The 18,543-nt window shown below is 67.4% G+C and carries 16 protein-coding genes; 3 read left to right on the forward strand and 13 right to left on the reverse strand.

All coding sequences use genetic code 11. The features are described 5' to 3' along the window. Position 1: 1 nt before the first annotated feature. The 7 genes from rbfA to BM249_RS00995 all read right to left on the reverse strand — a co-directional run bounded on the left by rbfA (position 2) and on the right by BM249_RS00995 (position 8,631). A complete protein-coding gene (rbfA, locus tag BM249_RS00965; RefSeq protein WP_091967952.1) occupies positions 2–430 on the reverse strand; it encodes a 30S ribosome-binding factor RbfA in 429 nt (142 codons plus the stop codon). A gap of 170 nt (positions 431–600) precedes the next feature. Next, positions 601–1,476, reverse strand: coding sequence for a hypothetical protein (locus tag BM249_RS00970; protein ID WP_143103659.1), 876 nt, complete (start codon positions 1,474–1,476; stop codon positions 601–603). Positions 1,477–1,664: 188 nt separating this feature from the next. Next, a complete protein-coding gene (infB, locus tag BM249_RS00975) occupies positions 1,665–4,562 on the reverse strand; it encodes a translation initiation factor IF-2 (RefSeq protein ID WP_091967958.1) in 2,898 nt (965 codons plus the stop codon). Further along, on the reverse strand, positions 4,563–5,381 hold the full coding sequence (locus tag BM249_RS00980) for an RNA-binding protein (protein WP_091967961.1): 819 nt from the start codon (positions 5,379–5,381) through the stop codon (positions 4,563–4,565). An 86-nt stretch (positions 5,382–5,467) separates the two neighbouring features. Beyond that, complete coding sequence (gene nusA, locus BM249_RS00985) at positions 5,468–7,078, reverse strand: transcription termination factor NusA (protein ID WP_091967964.1); 1,611 nt, start codon at positions 7,076–7,078, stop codon at positions 5,468–5,470. A gap of 150 nt (positions 7,079–7,228) precedes the next feature. Continuing rightward, a complete protein-coding gene (rimP, locus tag BM249_RS00990) occupies positions 7,229–8,017 on the reverse strand; it encodes a ribosome maturation factor RimP (RefSeq protein ID WP_091967967.1) in 789 nt (262 codons plus the stop codon). A gap of 254 nt (positions 8,018–8,271) precedes the next feature. Then, complete coding sequence (locus BM249_RS00995; protein WP_091967970.1) at positions 8,272–8,631, reverse strand: hypothetical protein; 360 nt, start codon at positions 8,629–8,631, stop codon at positions 8,272–8,274. A 230-nt stretch (positions 8,632–8,861) separates the two neighbouring features. Here BM249_RS00995 and BM249_RS01000 point away from each other — a divergent pair, with 230 nt between their 5' ends. Both BM249_RS01000 and BM249_RS01005 read left to right on the forward strand, forming a co-directional pair. Next, a complete protein-coding gene (locus BM249_RS01000) occupies positions 8,862–10,313 on the forward strand; it encodes a short-chain fatty acid transporter (RefSeq protein ID WP_091967973.1) in 1,452 nt (483 codons plus the stop codon). Positions 10,314–10,343: 30 nt separating this feature from the next. After that, the gene (locus BM249_RS01005; protein ID WP_091967978.1) at positions 10,344–10,967 is read left to right on the forward strand and encodes a carboxymuconolactone decarboxylase family protein; all 624 of its coding nucleotides are present in this window, start codon (positions 10,344–10,346) and stop codon (positions 10,965–10,967) included. Positions 10,968–11,106: 139 nt separating this feature from the next. Here BM249_RS01005 and BM249_RS01010 read toward each other — a convergent pair whose 3' ends face one another. The 5 genes from BM249_RS01010 to rpmH form a co-directional block, all read right to left on the reverse strand. Next, positions 11,107–11,487: a DUF423 domain-containing protein gene (locus tag BM249_RS01010; protein WP_091967982.1), complete on the reverse strand. Its 381-nt coding sequence runs from the start codon at positions 11,485–11,487 to the stop codon at positions 11,107–11,109. Further along, positions 11,487–12,134: a ribosome biogenesis GTP-binding protein YihA/YsxC gene (gene yihA, locus BM249_RS01015; RefSeq protein ID WP_091967986.1), complete on the reverse strand. Its 648-nt coding sequence runs from the start codon at positions 12,132–12,134 to the stop codon at positions 11,487–11,489. Before yihA ends, BM249_RS01010 begins: the two co-directional genes overlap by 1 nt. 127 nt (positions 12,135–12,261) lie before the next feature. Continuing rightward, positions 12,262–14,115, reverse strand: coding sequence for a membrane protein insertase YidC (yidC, locus tag BM249_RS01020; RefSeq protein WP_091967989.1), 1,854 nt, complete (start codon positions 14,113–14,115; stop codon positions 12,262–12,264). Next, positions 14,108–14,692: a ribonuclease P protein component gene (gene rnpA, locus BM249_RS01025; protein ID WP_091968292.1), complete on the reverse strand. Its 585-nt coding sequence runs from the start codon at positions 14,690–14,692 to the stop codon at positions 14,108–14,110. The genes yidC and rnpA overlap by 8 nt, the downstream gene beginning before the upstream one ends. A 93-nt stretch (positions 14,693–14,785) precedes the next feature. Then, complete coding sequence (rpmH, locus tag BM249_RS01030; RefSeq protein WP_055947927.1) at positions 14,786–14,920, reverse strand: 50S ribosomal protein L34; 135 nt, start codon at positions 14,918–14,920, stop codon at positions 14,786–14,788. A 326-nt stretch (positions 14,921–15,246) separates the two neighbouring features. On the opposite strand from rpmH, the gene rcdA reads away from it, so the two are divergent. Beyond that, positions 15,247–15,774, forward strand: a complete 528-nt coding sequence (gene rcdA, locus BM249_RS01035) for a protease adaptor protein RcdA (RefSeq protein ID WP_091967992.1) — start codon at positions 15,247–15,249, stop codon at positions 15,772–15,774. A 78-nt stretch (positions 15,775–15,852) separates the two neighbouring features. Here the strand turns inward: rcdA and BM249_RS01040 are convergent, their stop codons facing one another. After that, on the reverse strand, positions 15,853–18,408 hold the full coding sequence (locus tag BM249_RS01040) for a glycogen/starch/alpha-glucan phosphorylase (protein ID WP_425284770.1): 2,556 nt from the start codon (positions 18,406–18,408) through the stop codon (positions 15,853–15,855). Positions 18,409–18,543 lie beyond the last annotated feature (135 nt).

Below are 18,543 nucleotides of genomic sequence, written 5' to 3' on the forward strand. Positions count from 1 at the left end.
ATCAGGTGGCGTCGGGATCGGAACCCGCGGCGTCGGGCTTCACCGTGTCGAGGTCCCGCCGAACCTTGTCCGTGCGCAGGAGGGCGTCGATCCGGTCGGCCTCGTCGAAGGTCGCGTCGCGCAGGAAGCGCAGGTCCGGCGCGAACTTGAGGTTCACCCGGCGGGCGACCTCCTGGCGCAGGACCTTCTTGTTGCGCTCGAGGGCGGCGATCACCGGACCTTCGTTCTGGCCCCCGAGCGGCATGATGTAGGCCGTGGCGACCTTGAGGTCCGGCGACATCCGCACCTCCGGCACGGTGATGACGTGCGCGCTCAACACCGGGTCCTGAACGTCACCGCGCTGAAGGACCTCCGCGATGGCGTGGCGAATCAGCTCGGCCACGCGCTGCTGACGCTGCGTCGGTCCGGTCGGGGTCTGTTTCTGGGCCATGGGCGGTTCTGATCGTCTTGTCGAAACGACCGATGACGACCACTCCCGGGGCTCCACGGGGGAACCTCGAGGGAAGGCCGTCAGCCGGGCGTCGCTGAAACGGAGCATCGATCGCCGCCGTGGAGAAACGGACGCTGGCTGGACCGAAGCGGATGTCGAGAGCGCCTCTTCTAGCGCAAATACTCGTTCGAGATATAGGCCCGTTGCGCACGTTTTGCCGTCGCCGGGGTACGGGTGGGGTGATCGTGGATATGCGCCGCGTACATCCGGTCGATCCACTGTGCGTTCTTGAAGATACGCTTCGAGCGCAGGAGATTGAACGGCGCGATCTTGCGTAAGGGGCGGGCCTCGTTGAACTCGGCCACGGCGAGGAGTTCCCCGTTCCACGGGTTGCACCCGTCCATGCCGACGTCGTCGAGGTAGACCGGCACGATGGGCAGGTACTGTTCGGGCTCGCCGTCGAGCACCGGCAGGGTCCGAACCGTGGAGGAATAATAGTCCACGTCCACCGACACGAAACCGATGGGCGCGTCCGGCCGGACACTTTCGAGGTAACCGGGAATCGTTTCCGCGACATCTCCGATGATGAGCCGGCAGCGCGGCGGTAGGGAGCGGCGCAGGGCCTCGAAATCCATCGGGTAGTCACCCTCCTGGAAATATTCGGGCAGGTCGCGATGGTCCACGGCCGGGGGCATGCCGGAGCCGGTGTCGAATCCGACCACATCGATGAGCACGCCCGTGGCCGCTTCCGTGCGCGCCGCGAGCTCGCACATATTGAGGAGGCCGGCCCCGGTGGCGACGCCGAATTCGAGCACCACGATGCGCTGGATGCCGAGCTTCTTCGCCGACTGAGCGGCGAACAGGATCGGGTAAGCGTATTGCTGGCGCACCACGAGATCGAACGCCACCTTGGCCGGGTAGCTGCCGAACAGCGCGACACCCGCCGACAGGATGTTCAGGTGCAGCGGTTCGGTGAGGCGCTCGACGAAGATCTTGCGATATTTTCCGTCCGTCAGCGCCCGTCGCAGGGCGTAGGATTGCAGCATGGAAGGCTCCGCCAAACTCGGGATCGGTTCGTTGCCCGGCACCATACTGGAGGGGCGGGGGTTCGTCCGAGGCGGTCGCCCCAGTGACCACGTAAACTTCTGCTTAAGCTTAATTCAGTCGGCGAACGAAGAAGGGGGCCGCAGCTTTGGCTGCGGCCCCCTTCTGATCTCCGAACACAACCGTTCCGTCACAGGGTCCGGCGGATTTCCTCGACGCGGTAGCACTCGATGGTGTCGCCGGCCCGCATATCCTGGAAGTTCTCGAAGGACATACCGCACTCGTAGCCCGAGATGACTTCCTTGGCGTCGTCCTTCAGGCGCTTCAGCTGGGCGAGCTTGCCCTCGTGGATGACCACGCTGTCGCGGATGAGGCGAACGTGCGCGCCACGCTGGACCACGCCGTCGGTGACGCGGCAACCCGCGATCTTGCCGACCTTCGACACGTCGAAGATCTGGATGATCTGGGCTTCGCCCAGGCGCTCCTCGCGGAGCGTCGGCGGCAGCATGCCCGAGAGGGTCGATTTGATGTCATCCACGAGGTCGTAGATGATGTTGTAGTAGCGGATCTCGACACCGTTTCGTTCGGCCGACTCGCGCGCTTCCTTGTGGGCCCGCACGTTGAAGCCGATGACGACGGCTTTGGACGCCTCCGCCAGGGTGATGTCCGATTCGGTGATGCCGCCCACGCCCGAGAGCAGGATGCGCGCCGACACCTCGTCGTTGCCGAGCTTCTCCAGAGCGCCCGTGATGGCTTCCACCGAACCCTGCACGTCGCCCTTGACCACGAGGGCCAGTTCCTTGCGACCGGCGCCTTCCTTGAGATCGCGCATCATGTCGACGAGCGAACGGTTGGCACCACCCGTGCGGGCGGCGATGCGCTCGCGCTTCTGGCGGGCGCGATACTCGGTGACCTCGCGGGCACGGGCCTCGTTGGGCACCACCACGACGCGGTCGCCCGCATCCGGCGTACCGTTGAAGCCGAGTACCTCCACCGGGACCGAAGGGCCGGCATAGGGCACGTTCTCACCCTTGTCGTCGATGAGGGCGCGGACGCGACCCCACTCGGCGCCGGCGACGACGATATCGCCGGTGAACAGGGTGCCGCGCTGGACCAGGACCGTGGCCACGGGGCCGCGACCGCGATCAAGCTTGGCCTCGATGACCGTGCCCTCGCCGTCACGCTGCTCATTGGCGCGCAGGTTCATGATCTCAGCCTGCAGCTGCAAGCCTTCCAGCAGATCGGACAGGCCGTCGCCGGTCTTGGCCGACACCTCGAATTCCAGGGTCTCACCGCCCATGGATTCCACCTGGATGTCGTGCTGCAGCAGCTCCGTGCGCACCCGCTGCGGGTTCGCCTCGGGCTTGTCGATCTTGTTGATCGCCAGGATGAGGGGCACGCCCGCTGCCTTGGCGTGGGAGATCGCCTCCACCGTCTGGGGCATGACGCCGTCATCGGCCGCCACCACGAGCACGACGATATCCGTCACCTTGGCGCCACGGGCGCGCATGGAGGTGAAGGCCGCGTGGCCGGGGGTGTCGATGAAGGTGACCATGTCGCCGGACGGCGCTGCGACCTGATAGGCACCGATATGCTGGGTGATGCCGCCGGCCTCGCCCGAGACCACGGTGGTCTTGCGGATGGCGTCGAGCAGCGAGGTCTTGCCGTGATCGACGTGACCCATGATCGTGACCACGGGCGGACGGGGATCGAGATCCTCCTCCAGATCCGGCTCGTCGCTGACCAAACCCTCCTCGACGTCCGACTCCGCGACGCGGCGCACGGTGTGACCGAGTTCCTCGGCGATGAGCTGCGCCGAATCCGAGTCGATCACGTCGGTGATCTTGTGGATCTGGCCCTGCTTCATCAGCAGGCGAATCACGTCCACGGCCCGCTCCGACATGCGGTTGGCGAGTTCCTGAATCGTAATCGTCTCCGGGATCGTCACCTCGCGGGAGAGCTTCTCTTTCTGCTCGACCTGACGGTGACCGCTCATGCGCTGCTGACGACGGCGGAACGAAGCGACGGAGCGCGTGCGCTCGTCCTCGCCCGAGGTCGCCGTGGCGATGGTGAGACGGCCGCGATTTCGGTCACCGCCCGGCTGCTTCGGGGTCTTGGGCGGCGTGATGATCTTGAGCGGCATACCGGGGCGGCGGATCACGCGCTTCTGCTCGTTCTCCTCCTCGGCGGCCTGGGGACGGCCCGGGGTACGGGCCGTGGTGGCGGCACCCGCCGGGCGCGCGGCGGTGGCCGCCGTCGGCGCGGTGGGCTCGGGCTCCGGAGCCGGCGCGGGGCGCGCCATAAAGTTCAGATCACGCGGCTTGCGCACATCCGCCGTGATGGTCTTGCGCGGCTCCGAAGAGGCCGGGCGGGCGGTCAGGGGCGGCCGCGCGGCCGGGGCGGGAGCCGGCCGGGGCGCAGCCTGAGCGGCGGGAGCGGCCGGCGCGCGGGGCGGAGTCGGCGGCGTACGCACGATGGTGGGAGCGGCCGGCATCGGCGCCGTCCTCGAAACGGTGGGCGCCGGAGCGGGCTTCGCAGCTTCCTTCGAAGCTTCCTTGGCGGCCTCCTCGGCGGCGCGACGGGCCTCCTCGGCGGCGGCGAGGCGCGCCTCTTCTTCCTGCCGGCGGCGGGCCTCTTCCTCGCGCTTCTTCGCCTCGGCGGCTTCGCGCTCACGCTGCTCGGCGGCCAGACGCTCACGCTCGGCGGCGGCCTCAGCCTCCGCGCGCTGCTTGGCTTCGGCCTCGCGACGCTTGGCGTCGGCGAGGGCGGCCGCGCGGGCGTTGCTCTCCTGCTCGCTCAGCGTGCGCAGCACGACGCCCGAAGCGGAACGCTGGGCCTGCCGGGGGGCTGCGGGAGGGGGCGGCGGCGCCACCCGCGTCGCCGGGGCGACGGGTGTCGTCTCGCGCGCCGGTGCGGCCGGTGCCGCGCCGATGACACGGCGCTTGACCGTCTCGACCACGACCTGCTTGGTACGGCCGTGGGAGAAGCTCTGACGCACCGTTCCCTGCTCGATCGGACGCTTCAAGGACAGCGGCTTCGAAGGGGGTCTCGCCTGCGTCTTGTCGCCCGGATTGTTCGTATCGCTCATTCAGTCCAAACCCTGAGGGTTTCCATCGTCCCGTGAACCGGCAGACTGCTGTGCGCCGGGCAAATCCGTCACTTCGTCGTCGTGCAGATCGGAAGCGGCTTGCCCATAACGGACGGAACCGGCCTCCTCGGCCGTCGTCGCCAAACCTTCGAAGGAGCGGAGCCGACGCCAACGCGCAAGGCAGCCGGAACTTCCGACTCCTGCGACGAGAGCCGCATGTATCACATGATCCCTGCCCAAGGCCACGCCCAATTCTTCATTGGACAGGCTATCGATAACAGGAATTCGCGATATGGCATCGCCATGGCGCCGGTGCAAGGCCGCCACAATCTTCCGGCGACCGTCGGCGCTGCCGTCATGGGCCTGAATCACCGCCGCGACACCGGCCCTGTCGCCGATGGCGGCTTCGACTTTCGCGAATCCCGCCACCACGCAGCCGGCCTTGTTGGCGAGCGCGAGGGACTGACGCAGATCGGCCCGCAGACCGGCGGCGATTCGGTCGGCGAGATCGGGCGGAGCGACGAGGTCCTTCGTCTTGAACGCCCGCTGGAAGGCGCGTTTTTTCAGGGCTTCCGCTACCACCGCCCGCGTCGGCGTGAGCCAGGCGCCGCGTCCGGGCAAACGGGCATGCAGGTCCGCCACCACGGTCCCATCGGGGGCGACGACGAAACGGACGAGGTCCTTCGGCGCGCGCTTGGTCCGGGTGACGAGGCAGGTGCGCTCCGCACCCTGGCGGCCACGGCCGAGCCCGGCATCGAGGGCATCGCTCAAATCCGCGTCCGGCGCATCGTCCGCCGGATGTTCGGGGGTGGAGTCCATGGGGTCCTGAGGAACGGCGAGGCGTCTATGACAATAGCGGAGGGACGGCGCTCGACCATCCCTCCGTTCGAATCGACCGCGTGCGATCAGGCGGAGGCGGGCGTCTCGGCTTCGTCGGTCTCGGCCTCGCCCTCGGCGGCTTCGGCCGGAGCCTCGATCCAGCCGGCATGGAGACGGGCGGCCATCACCATGGCTTCGGCCTCGGCCCGGGAGACCTCGAAACCGTCGAGGTAGCCCGCATGGCGCGTGGCCTCGGGTCCACGGCCCTCGGTGTAGCCCACAAGGTCGTCCGTGGCGCAGCCGGCCAGATCTTCGATGGTCTTCACATCGTTCTCGCCGAGCGCCACCAGCATGGGGGTGGTGATGCCGTCGATCTCGCGCAGTTCGTCCTGGACGCCGAGTTCCTGGCGCTTGGCGTCGAACTCCGATTCGACGCGGGCGAGGTGATCCTGGGCGCGGGCCTGGATCTCGGTGCCGCTCTCCTCGTCGAGACCCTGGATATTGGCGAGTTCGCCGGGCTCGACATAGGCGATCTCCTCGACGCTGCGGAAGCCTTCCGCCGCGAGGAGCTGGCCCACGGTCTCGTCGACGTCCAGGGCTTCCATGAAGACCGCGGTGCGCTCCGCGAATTCCTTCTGACGGCGCTCGGATTCCTCGGCCTCCGTCAGGATGTCGATGTCCCAGCCCGTGAGTTGCGAAGCGAGGCGGACATTCTGGCCGCGACGGCCGATGGCGAGCGACAGCTGGTCATCCGGCACCACCACCTCGATGCGGTCGGCCTCCTCGTCGAGCACCACCTTCACGACTTCCGCCGGTTGGAGTGCGTTGACGATGAAGGTCGCCTGATCCTCGGACCACGGGATGATGTCGATCTTCTCGCCCTGGAGTTCGCCGACCACCGCCTGGACGCGCGAACCGCGCATACCCACGCAGGCGCCGACGGGATCGATCGATCCATCGCGGGAAATCACCGCGATCTTGGCGCGGGACCCGGGATCGCGGGCGACCGCCTTCACCTCGACGATTCCGTCGTAGATCTCGGGCACTTCCTGGCCGAAGAGCTTGGCCATGAATTGCGGATGCGAGCGGCTGAGGAAGATTTGCGGCCCACGGACCTCGCGGCGCACGTCGAAAAGGTAGGTGCGGATGCGGTCGCCGGGGCGGAAGGTCTCGCGCGGGATCATCTCGTCGCGGCGCACGATGCCCTCGCCGCGCCCGAGATCGACGATGACGTTGCCGTACTCGACGCGCTTGACGAGGCCGTTCACGATCTCGCCGATCCGGTCCTTGTACTCGTCGAACTGACGGTCACGCTCGGCGTCGCGCACCTTCTGGACGATTACCTGCTTCGCCGATTGGGCGGCGACGCGCCCGAAATCGAAGGGCGGCAGGGTATCGGAGATCACGTCTCCCACGAGGGCGCCGGGATTGTAGCGGCGCGCCTGATCGAGGGTGACCTCGCGGGCATCGTTCTCCACCTCGTCCACCACCACGAGGTGACGCGACAGGCGCAGGGCCCCGGTCTTCGGGTCGATCTCGGCATGAACGTCGGTCTCGGCGCCGTAACGCGAGCGGGCGGCCTTGGCGATGGCCTCCTCCATGGCGTCGATGACGATGGAGCGGTCGATCACCTTCTCGCGCGCGACCGCTTCGGCGATCTGCAGGAGTTCGAGCCTGTTGGCGCTGACGACGGCCATCGGTTTCGTCCTTCTCTTCGTCGTGGATTTTCACGGTCGCGGCGGGTTGGCCCGACGCGACCGGGGCATGAGCAGGCGTCGGACCGGGTGGGGCCGGCGCTTCGAGCGATGTCGCGTCGAACCGGGGGAGGGGCCTCCGGTCCGATCCGCCTAGTGGAGCTTCCCGTCGTCCTTGAGCCGCACCGCCTTGGTGCGGATGGGCTTGGCCTTGTTCTGGGCCTTGATGGCGAGACTCTCTTCGGTCTCGACCTTCACGGGCTTCGGCTTCTGAGACGCCTTGGGCTTCAGCGGCCGGGAAATCTTTTTCTTGAGCGGGGCGGGCTCGGCCTCGGGGCCGTCTTCGTCCTCCGCCTCGTCCTCGAACTCCTCGTCGTCGTCGAGCATCGGCGGCGGACCGCCACCCCGGCGCAGGGATTCGCGGACCAGATCGTCCGTGAGCACGAGATAGGCATCGCCGAGGTCGCGCAAGGGCAGATCGATGCGGCTCGGCAGGCCCTCTTTCACGTCGGGCAGGTCGATGGGCACCGTCAGTCCATCGGGATTGGGCGTGCGGATGATGCCGCGAAAGCGCTTGCGCCCGTCGAGGGGCACGGCGAGTTCGATCTTGGCCTCGTAGCCGGCCCAACGCTCGAAATCGATGGCGCGGACCAGGGGGCGGTCGATGCCCGGGGAAGAGATTTCGAGGTAGTAAGGCTTGCCGATGGGGTCGTCGAGATCGAGGAGCGGCGAGATCGCCCGGCTCACCGTCTCGCAATCATCCACCGACATGGTGCCGTCCGGACGCTCGGCCATGATCTGCACCGTGCACCCGTTGGCGCTGGTGACCCGCACGCGGACCACCCGAAAGCCCAGGCCCTCGATGGAAGCCTCGATGACCTGAACGACGCGCGCGGCGACGCCGGTCTCGGTGATCAGACGTTTTTCGGAAGTGTCCGCCATGCTGCGCCTGGAATCCGGCCTTGCGAGAGAGGGTCCGGTGGCACGAAGCGTTGCGGCAATAAAAAAGAGCGGACCCGGTGGGGCCCACTCCCGAACCGCAGCCTCGAGACTGCAACCAGAACTGATAACGAACAAATAGCCCCGTCGCGATCCCGTTTCAAGCGTTTTCGCCGCGCCAGGCGCCAGGCCGCCGCGAAAGCGGGTCCTTCCCACCAAGGGGCTTGCTCCGCGCGAGCTCGACCCGTGGCGGGGGCTCAGCGGCCGGAGCCGCGCAGGACCGTCCCGATCCAGTTCTCGAGGTGTTCCATGCGTCGGCGCGTCGCTTCGTCGACGCATCCCATGAGGGTTTGGCCGGTGAAGAATCCGGTCTTGGCCCGCTCGCGGCACTCCAGGACGGGTGGCCCCACCACCGCGGCGAACGCCACGACGAGCAAGAGCGCGAGATTGGCGAGGGTGACGACGAGCCAGGTCCACCCGTTGCCGAAAGCCCGTCCGCGCGTGGTCACGGGGGCCGATTCATAGGTCGGTCGCGACAGGTCGCGCACGATCGGCCCCGTCGACCGGCGGGTGCCCGAGATGCGGTCGAGATCGACTTTCTGGGCGGGTTTGACCATCGCGTTTCGTCCGTCTGTGCCCAGGGGCTCGATTGCGGCACGCCGAGTTTTGCCCGGCGATCCGAGGCTCGCCACCGAGTCCTGCGTCGACAACTTTAAAGGAACCGCAAATGCCGGCTCGCCCGGTCGCTCGGCACGAACGTGTTCATGAGCCGGCGGGCGAGCTTGAGCGAAGCAGGCGTTTGCGCAAGATGCGGGTCCATCCCTCGGACGACCACGGAAATCCCCCCATGTCCCATACACCCCGCCCATCCGGTGGTCCGACGGGCGAGCCGGTCGCCGAGGGGACGCTGTCCCGCCTCGGCATTCGTTTCACCGCGTGGGCGGAGAAGTGGTTTCCAGACGCGTTCGTGTTCGTCGCCATCGCGGTGGTGATCGTGGCCCTCGGGGCGCTGGCCAACGGGGCGACCCCGGCCGCCATCGCCAAGAGCTTCGGAGACGGGTTCTGGAGCCTGATTCCGTTCACCATGCAGATGGCCTTCGTGACCATCGGCGGCTACGTCGTGGCGACCGCCCCGCCGGTTCAGGCGCTCATCGACCGCCTCGCGGCGATCCCGAAGAGCGGGCGCGGCGCCGTCGGCCTCGTGGCAGCGGCCACCATGCTGTCGTCGTTCCTGAGCTGGGGCCTCAGCCTCATCTTCGGCGGCCTCCTGGCGCGGGCGCTCGCCCGCCGCACGGATCTTAAGATGGATTACCGGGCGGCCGGCGCCGCCGCTTATCTCGGCCTCGGGGCCACCTGGGCCATGGGCCTGAGTTCCTCGGCCGCCCAGCTTCAGGCCAATGCCGCGAGCCTGCCGAAGAACCTGCTGGCCATCACCGGCGTGATCCCGTTCAGCGAAACGATCTTCCTCTGGCAATCGATGCTGATCGCCGTGGTGCTGTTCGTGATCTCCATCGTCATCGCGTATGTCTCGGCGCCCGGTCCCGCCAGCGCCGTCACGGCCGAATCCATGGGCGTCGACGTCTCCCGTGAGAAGCCCGACACGACGCGTCCCCGCCAGCCGAGCGAATGGCTCGAACATTCCCCGATCCTCACCCTGCTCCTGGCGATCCTGGCGGTCGGCTGGCTCGTGCAGGAATTCGCGCGGCAATCCTGGATCACCGCGATCTCGAGCCTGAACACCTACAACTTCCTGTTCCTCACCCTCGGGTTGCTCCTGCACTGGCGGCCGAAGAACTTCCTCAAATCCGTGGGCAAGGCCGTGCCGGCCACCGCCGCCGTGCTCATCCAGTTCCCGTTCTACGCCGCCATCTCGGCCATGCTGACGGGGCCGAAGAACGCCGCCGGGACCTCCGTCTCCGACGTCATCACCCACGCCTTCGTCAGCCTGAACACCACGGGCAGCTTCCCCATCTCCATGGGGGTCTACTCGGCGGTGCTCGGCTTCTTCGTGCCCTCGGGCGGCGGTAAGTGGCTGCTCGAAGCGCCCTACGTGATGCAGGCGGCCAACGAGTTGCAGGTCCATCTCGGCTGGGCCGTGATGGTCTACAACGCGGCCGAAGCCCTGCCGAACCTCATCAACCCGTTCTGGATGCTGCCGCTGCTGGGCATCCTCGGTTTGAAAGCCCGCGACATCGTCGGTTTCAGCTTCCTGCAACTCATCATCCACCTGCCGGTGGTGCTGTTCCTGCTCTGGGCCCTGGCCTTCACCCTGACGTATCACCCGCCAGTCATGCCGTAGGGCACGGCTCGGGACCCGAGGAGGAAAATCATGCGTTTCACGATCCTGCCGGTGCTGTCGCTCCTCCTGCTCGGGACCCAATCCGCCATGGCTCAGGACCGCCTGCCCGAAATTCCGGCGGAATCCATGAATGAGGCCCAGAAGGCCGCGGCGGCGCAGTTCCTCGCGGCCCGGAAAACCCCGGTGTTCGGGCCGTTCGTGCCGCTCCTGCGCAGTCCGGAATTGATGACCAACGCCAGCAACATGGGGCTACACCTGCGCTATCGCAGCGTGCTGCCCCTGCGGCTGAGCGAACTCATCATCCTCATCACAGCGCGGGAATGGACGCAGCAGCTTGAGTGGCACATCCACGCGCCCATCGCCCTCAAGGCGGGGCTCGACCCTGAGATCGTCGCGGCGATCCGGGAAGGACGTCGGCCGGACGCCATGGGGCCGGAGGAAACCCTCGTCTACGCCTTCTCGACGGAGCTCCACCACAACAAGGCGGTGAGCGATCCGACCTATGCCCGCGCCGTGGCGACGTTTGGCGAGCAGGGGGCCATCGAGATGGCGGGGATCAACGGGTATTACACCCTGCTCGCCATGAGCATGAACATGGCGCGCACCGCCCTGCCTGAGGGGACGCAGCCACCGCTGCCGCCGCTCATCCGATAGACTTGCTTCAGGATCCCCGACGAGGAGAGGGCGCCTCGTGCATCGATCCAGACGGAGGCTTCAGCCGTGTCTGGGAAACTTGATGCAAAAACAAAAGCCTCGTGCTCTGGCGCAGGAACGAAGTGATTGCGTCACAGCGCTAGCGCGCCTCATGCTTGGCCGGGATCAACGCCGCCACACCCACGAACAGCCAGCCGGCCATGAGCAGGAAGCCGCCCGTCGGGGCGGCCATGGGGAACAGCGGCGTTCCGTGCAGCGCCCGTAGGGCGAGGTCGCCGCAGAACAGGGCCAGCCCCAGCACCAGGGCGGCGCCGGCGAGCCGCGTCAGGCGACGGTGGGTCAGTCCCATTGCAGACAGGCCCGCCAAAGCGAGGATCGCGGGCGCGTGGAACAGCAGGAACTGGGCTGCCGTCTTCAGGCTGTCGGTCCCCGCCATATGGGTCGCCGCGGCGCTCGCGGCGACGCCCAGGAGCCCCGCGAGCGCCCCCAGCGCCAGGAGGCCGCGCTCCGCCCGGGCCATCAGGCGCCCCGCTCGGCCAGGAGCCGGGCGACGCTGGCGCGCAGTTCCGGCACACCACGGTCGTCGCGGCTCGATGTGATGAGGATTTCCGGATAGGCGGCGGGCCGCTTCGACAGGGCCTCGCGGGTCTTGGCGATGCGGGCCTCGATCTCGGATTTCTTGAGGGCGTCGCCCTTGGTCAGGACCACCTGGTAGCTCACGGCCGCCTTGTCGAGGCCGTCGAGGACGTCGGTGTCGATGCTCTTCAGGCCGTGGCGCGAGTCGATGAGCATGAACACCCGGGCGAGGTTGGCGCGCCCCTTGAGGTAGTTGTGAATGAGGTCGGTCCAGGCCTCGACCTTGGTCTTCTCCACCGCCGCGTAGCCGTAGCCCGGCATGTCGACGAGGGTCAGGCGGCCGCCGATATCGAAGAAGTTGAGCTGCTGCGTGCGGCCGGGTGTGTGCGAGGTCCGCGCCAGGGTGTTGCGCCCTGTGAGCGCGTTGACGAGGCTCGACTTGCCGACGTTGGAGCGACCCGCGAAGGCGATCTCCACGCCCTTCATCGGTGGCAGGGCCGGCACGTTCGGGGCGGAGGCGATGAAGTCGGCGGCACCCGCGAACAGCAGGCGACCGGATTCGAGGAGCGCGTCGTCTTCGGCCTGAGACATGGGATTGAGGACCGTTCGGAGAGGCGCATCCGCCTTCCGAGCCGACACGCGAGAAACAGGAAGTCCTCCCCGCCGGGACGGGGAGGACAGAGGGAAACGTCAGGGCCGGAACTGCAGTCCGGGGAGATCAGCCCTTGACCGGGGCGTCCTTGTCGGCGGGCTTTCGGCGGAAGGTCCCTCGCAGGTTGTCCCACAACTCCACCTTCACGCCGTTGCGGCGCATGATGACGTATTGCTGGATCACCGAAAGGGTATTGTTCCAGGCCCAGTAGATCACCAGACCGGCCGGGAACGAGCCGAGCATGAAGGTGAACACGATCGGCATGAAGGTGAAGATCTGCGCCTGGACCGGGTCCGGCGGCGCGGGGTTCATCTTCATCTGGATGAACATCGTGATGCCCATGATGATGGGCCAGACGCCGAGATGGACGATATCCGGCGCGGCGAACGGGAGCAGGCCGAACAGGTTGAGGAGGCTCGTCGGATCGGGGGCGGCGAGGTCCTTGATCCAGCCGAAGAACGGCGCGTGCCGCATCTCGATGGTGATGAACAGAACCTTGTAGAGGGCGAAGAACACCGGGATCTGGATCAGCACCGGCCAGCAACCGGCCACCGGGTTGATCTTCTCCTTCTTGTACAGCTCCATCATCGCCTGCTGCTGCTTCAGCTTGTCGTTGCCGTAGCGCTCGCGGATGGAGGCCATCTCAGGCTGCACAGCCTTCATCTTGGCCATGGACTGGTAGGACTTGTTGGCGATGGGCAGGAACAGGATCTTGAGGCACAGGGTCACGACCAGGATCGCGACGCCGAAATTGCCGAACAGATGGTAGAAGAAGTCGAGAGCCCGGAACATCGGCTTGGTGATGAAGTGGAACCAGCCCCAGTCGATCATCAGATCGAACTTCTCGATGCCGAGATTCTTCTGGTAGGCGTTGATGGTGTTGACTTCCTTTGCGCCGGCGAAGAGCTGCTGCGTCGCGGTCGCCGTGGCACCCGGATCGACCACGCGCACACCACCGAGCACGCTCGTCTGGTAGACCTTCGTGGCGCCGTCCGTGCGCTCGGTGAAGCTGCCGGTATAGGGCGCGGCCTGATCGGGGATCGCGGCGGCGGCCCAGTACTTGTCGGTGATGCCGACGAAGCCGCCGGTGACGCCGGTCCAGGTCTTACCACGGGTGGTGGCGTTGCCGAGCAGCGGTTCCTTGGCGAGGTGATCGTAGGTGTATTCCTGCAGGCCATCGGCGCCGAGCACCCCGATCAGGCCCTCGTGCAGCACGTAGTAGCCCTGGGTCGTCGGTTTGCCCCAGCGCGAGACGAGGCCGTACGGATACAGGCTGACGGCGGCCGAGCCCTTGTTCTCGACCTCGTCGCGGACGGTGAACATGAACTTGTCGTCCACCGCGACGATGCGTCGGAACACGAGGCCGGCGCCGTTGTCATAGGTCAGGGTGACGGGCTTGCCGGGCGTCAGGGTGGTGGCGTCGGCGGTCCACACGGTATCGCTGCCCGGCAGGGGGCCGGCATTCTGGCCGACCCAGCCGAATTCGCCATAATACGGATTGGCCGTGCCCATGGGCGAGAGCAGCACGATGCGCGGGCTCTCGTCGCTCACGGTCTCGTGGTAGTTCTTGAGCAGGACGTCATCGATCCGGCCGCCCTTGAGGGCGATGGAACCGGCGAGCGCCGGCGTGTCGATGGTGACGCGCGGCGAGCGGGCGATCACCGCCTCGCGCGGTTCGATGGCGCCCGTGCCACCCACGGCGCCGGGCGCACCCGGCACGGTACCGGGAACGGGGGCTGAGGGGCCGCCTTCCTTCGGGCTCGGGCTCGGTACGCCGTCGGGCGTGGTCGCGGCCTTGTTCTGCAACGCGGCCTGACGCTGCTGCTCCACGCGCGGGGCGGCGATGAAGTAGTTCCAGCCGAGCAGGACCGCCAGCGACAGGGCGATCGCGACGATCATGTTCGTCTTGTCATTACCCATCGGTCGGTCCGTCGCATGCGTTGGGAATGGGGGAGGGCGCCGGGGCGCGGCCCGGCGGGGCGTCGGCCCCTGGGCCAGAGGCCAATAGCGGCATCGTGGGCTTCGCGCCAGCGGCGGGGCCGTGGGAGATCGGCTTGTCGGACCCGGGTTTACCGCGACCACGCCGGGGCGAAGACCCCTGCGCTCGAGTATCCGTGTCCTTGCGGGTCTGGGGCTTGGTTACGACGGGCACGGCCCGACGCAGATCTTCGATCAGGGTCGCGAATTCCGCCGACAGGGCCGGTCGACGGGCGATGAGGACGACATCGGCGGCGGGGGACGGAAGATCGTCGGCCGTCGCCCGGAGGGCAGCACGAAGACGCCGCCGGATGCGGTTGCGCTCCGTGGCGTGGCCGACCCGTTTGGTGATGGTGAAACCAATGCGCAGACCCTCGGGGTCCGCCGGGACCCCATCCGGGGCTTTCGCATCACCGCCACGCAGGCGTCCCTGCGCGGAGAAGCGCTCCGTGTGGAAGCGCCGTCCGCCTGCGGCGGCCAGGAAGTCCGCGCGCTGGGTCAACCGTCCGATCTTCGACACGGCACCCTTCGCCACGACAGCTCCGTTCTTACGGCCCGGAGCCGATGTCATCCGCGACGCGCCGCACGGTGGCGGCGCGTGACCTCGTCGACCTTAGGCCGACAGCTTCTTGCGACCGTGGGCGCGGCGAGCCGCGATCACCTTGCGGCCACCGGCGGTGGCCATGCGGGCGCGGAAGCCGTGACGACGCTTACGCACGAGCTTGCTGGGCTGATAGGTTCTCTTCACGGGGCACTCTCCGATGGCCGAGGATGGGTGCCGCAGGCTTCACCGCCAGTGCAGGCCCCGTCACGCGTCCAGATGTATCTGCAAGCGCGAAGAGCGCCCCGAAGGACGCCGCGTCGCGATGGCGCGGCTTATGACGGATGACCGCCCCGGAGTCAACGCAAAGACGGTCTTCGGAGCCACGATCCGGCTCTCGCCGTTAAGGTTAAAACAGGGTTAAGGGCGCGTTTGCGTCCCGGCGGCGTTACCGTTGCACATCCCACCGGAAAGGCGACGGCGATGGTCCATTTTCGGACGATCGGTCAGCCGGACGCCACGCAGGAGGCAACATGAACGGACTCGACGTGACATTCCGGGACGAGCGCGACTCGGTCAATTTCGGTGAGACCTATGTCGCCTCCGACGCCTTCAGAACGCTGTTCCGCGAAGGCATGACCCTGGTCGAGGAGGCTGCGGCCTACCTCGACGGCGAGGGCCGGGAGGAATCGCGCCTGATGTCCCGGGATGGGACGCTCAGCTACGCTGGCGAGACCATGCGTCTCACGACCCGGCTCATGCAGATCGCCTCCTGGCTTCTCGTGCAGCGCGCCGTGGCCGAGGGCGAGCTGACGCCAGACGAGGCTTTGGAGGAAAAGACCCGGGTGCGCCTCGCCGCGACCGAGCCGTTCAAGGCCGACGTGTTCGGCCTCCTTCCGCCACGCCTGCAGGATCTCATCGTGCGCTCGCGCCGGATGCATGCCCGCATCCTCCACCTCGATGGCCTGATCACCGCCGAGCGCCCGGCCGCGCTGCCGGTGATGAGCCCGGTGGCGGCCCAGCAGGGATTGCTGCACGCGGCTTTCGGCACTGCGCATTAGACCGTCCCGTCCTCCGGACTCGAAAAAGCTCGGCCGATTCGCATCGGCCGGGCTTTTCCATGTTGCGCGTGATTCGCCTCAGGCGACCCGGACCCGCCAGATCTCCTCGGCGTATTCGCGCATCGAGCGGTCGGAGGAGAACCACGCCATCCGGGCGGTGTTGAGGATGGCCTTGCGCCACCAGGCGGCCGGATCGTTCCAGGCGGCGTCGACGGCGCGCTGGGCGCGCCAATAATCGTCGAAATCCGCCGTCAGGAGATAGCGGTCCTCGTGGACGAGGCTGTCCACGATGGGACGGAACCGGTTCGGATCGTCGGGCGAAAAGCCGCCCGAGCCGATGAGGTCGAGGGCGGCGGCGAGGCGCGGCGAGGCGGCGATGGCGGCCTTCGCGTAATCCGGCTCGTCCATCCGGGCCTGGACCCCGGCGGCATCGAGGCCGAAGATGAAGATGTTGTCCGGGCCCACATGGTCGCGGATCTCGATGTTGGCGCCGTCGAGGGTCCCGATGGTGAGGGCCCCGTTCAGGGCCAGCTTCATGTTGCCGGTGCCCGACGCCTCCATGCCCGCGGTGGAGATCTGCTCGGAGAGATCGGCGGCCGGAATGATCGCTTCGGCGAGACTCACCGAATAGTTCGGCAGGAATACTACCTTGAGGCGGCCGGCTACGTCCGGATCGTCATTGGCCACCCGGGCGACATCGCAGGCGAGCTTGATGATGAGCTTGGCCTGCACGTAGCTCGGCGCCGCCTTGCCACCGAAGATCTTCACCCGCGGTGTCCAGTCGCGGTTCGGCTCGGCCTTGATCGCCTGATACAGCGCCACGGTCTCGATGACGTTGAGGAGCTGGCGCTTGTATTCGTGGATGCGCTTGATCTGAACGTCGAACAGGCTCTCGGGATCGACCGCGATGCCCGTGCGCTCGGCCACCACCTTCGCGAGAGCCTCCTTGCGCGCCCGGCGCATGGCCCGATAGCGCGCCTGGAACCCCGCATCGGCGGCGTGGTCGGCGAGCCCTGTCAGGAGTTCGGGCCGGTCGAGGACGCCTTCGCCCACGGTCTCGACGGCGAGCCGCGTCAGCTCCGGATTGCAGTTGTGCAGCCAGCGGCGGAAGGTGATGCCGTTGGTCTTGTTGACGATCTTATCCGTGTCGAGGGCGTGCAGATCCTTGAACACCGTCGAGCGCATGAGATCCGTGTGCAGGGCCGACACACCGTTGACCCGACGCGCCCCGAGGAAGGCGAGGTGTCCCATGCGGACACGCTTGCCGTTGGCCTCCTCGATGAGGGACACGGAGGCGAGCTGCGCGGCGTTCGCGCGCCCGTGCCGGCCCTGTTCCTCGAGGTGCATCCAGTTGATGAGGTAGATGATCTGCATATGGCGCGGCAGCACCCGCTCCATGAGATCGACGGACCACGTCTCCAGAGCCTCGGGCAGCAGGGTGTGGTTGGTGTAGCCGAGGGTGTTCGTGGTGACGTGCCAGGCATCCTCCCAGGTCAGGCCGTGGTCGTCGATGAGGAGCCGCATCAGTTCCGGCACGGCGATGGCCGGATGGGTGTCATTGAGCTGGATCGCGGCGTGGTCGGGCAGGGAGCGCAGGTCGCCGCGCTCGCCCACATGCCGGCGCACGAGATCCTGCAGGGAAGCGGAGGTGAAGAAGTATTCCTGGCGCAGGCGCAGCTCCTGGCCGGCTTCCGACGAATCGCTCGGATAGAGCACCCGCGAAATCGCCTCGACGCGGGCCCGCGCCGCCACGGCTCCGACATGGTCGCCGCCGTTGAAGCGGGCGAGCTCGACGGGGGTCTCGGCCTCGGCCTTCCACAGACGCAGGGTGTTCACGTGGCGCCCGCGCCAGCCCACCACCGGCACGTCGTGGGCGACCGCCCGGACGGTCTCGGCCGGATGCCATTGGCGTCGAATGACCCCCTCCGACACCGACTGCATGGTGACGTGGCCGCCGAAGCCAATGGTGTAGGTCGCCTCCGGGCGCACGAACTCCCAGGGGTTGCCCTCGGCGAGCCAGGTCTCGGGTGCCTCCTTCTGCCAGCCATCCTCCAGGGATTGCCGGAACAGGCCGTGGTCGTAGCGGATGCCGTAGCCGATGGCCGGAATCGACAGGCTCGCCATGCTCTCGATGAAGCAAGCCGCGAGACGCCCGAGGCCGCCATTGCCCAGGGCCGCGTCGGGTTCGGCGCCCTCGACGGAATCGAGTTCGATCCCGAGGTCGCGCAGGGCGGCCCGCGTGGTCTCGACGAGGCCGAGGTTGTTCATGGCGTCCGACAGGAGACGGCCGATGAGGAATTCGAGGGAGAGATAATAGACCCGCTTGTTCGGCACCTGTCCTGCGCCCGCCCGACAGGCGTCGACGATGCGGTCCCGTAGGGCCAGGGCGGTGGCGGCGAACCAGTCGCGCTCGCGGGCCGTCTGGGGCGTCTTGCCAATGGCATAGGCGAGCTTGGCCAGGATCGCTTCGCGCAACTCCGCCACGGCGGCGCTCGACGGGGCGGTGACCGGTGTGGCCCGTGCGAACGGCTGGGCGGGTGCCTGGTCAGGAGCGCCCGCCGCCGTGCGATGCACAGCCTCGGCAATGGTCGCATCCTCGGCGTTCCCCGGCGCGGTCAGCTTCTCATTCCACACGTCACGATCCCCCTCAAAGCTCCCGGGCGAGAACCGTCGCGGTTCCACGTCCGTTAAGTGTTCAAGTCACGCGGCGCGGGGTCGATGCTCCATGGCAGCGAGCCCTCATTCCGCCCGTGCGAATAGGGCCGAACC

The sequence above is a fragment of the Methylobacterium gossipiicola genome (assembly GCF_900113485.1).
GTDB lineage: Bacteria > Pseudomonadota > Alphaproteobacteria > Rhizobiales > Beijerinckiaceae > Methylobacterium > Methylobacterium gossipiicola.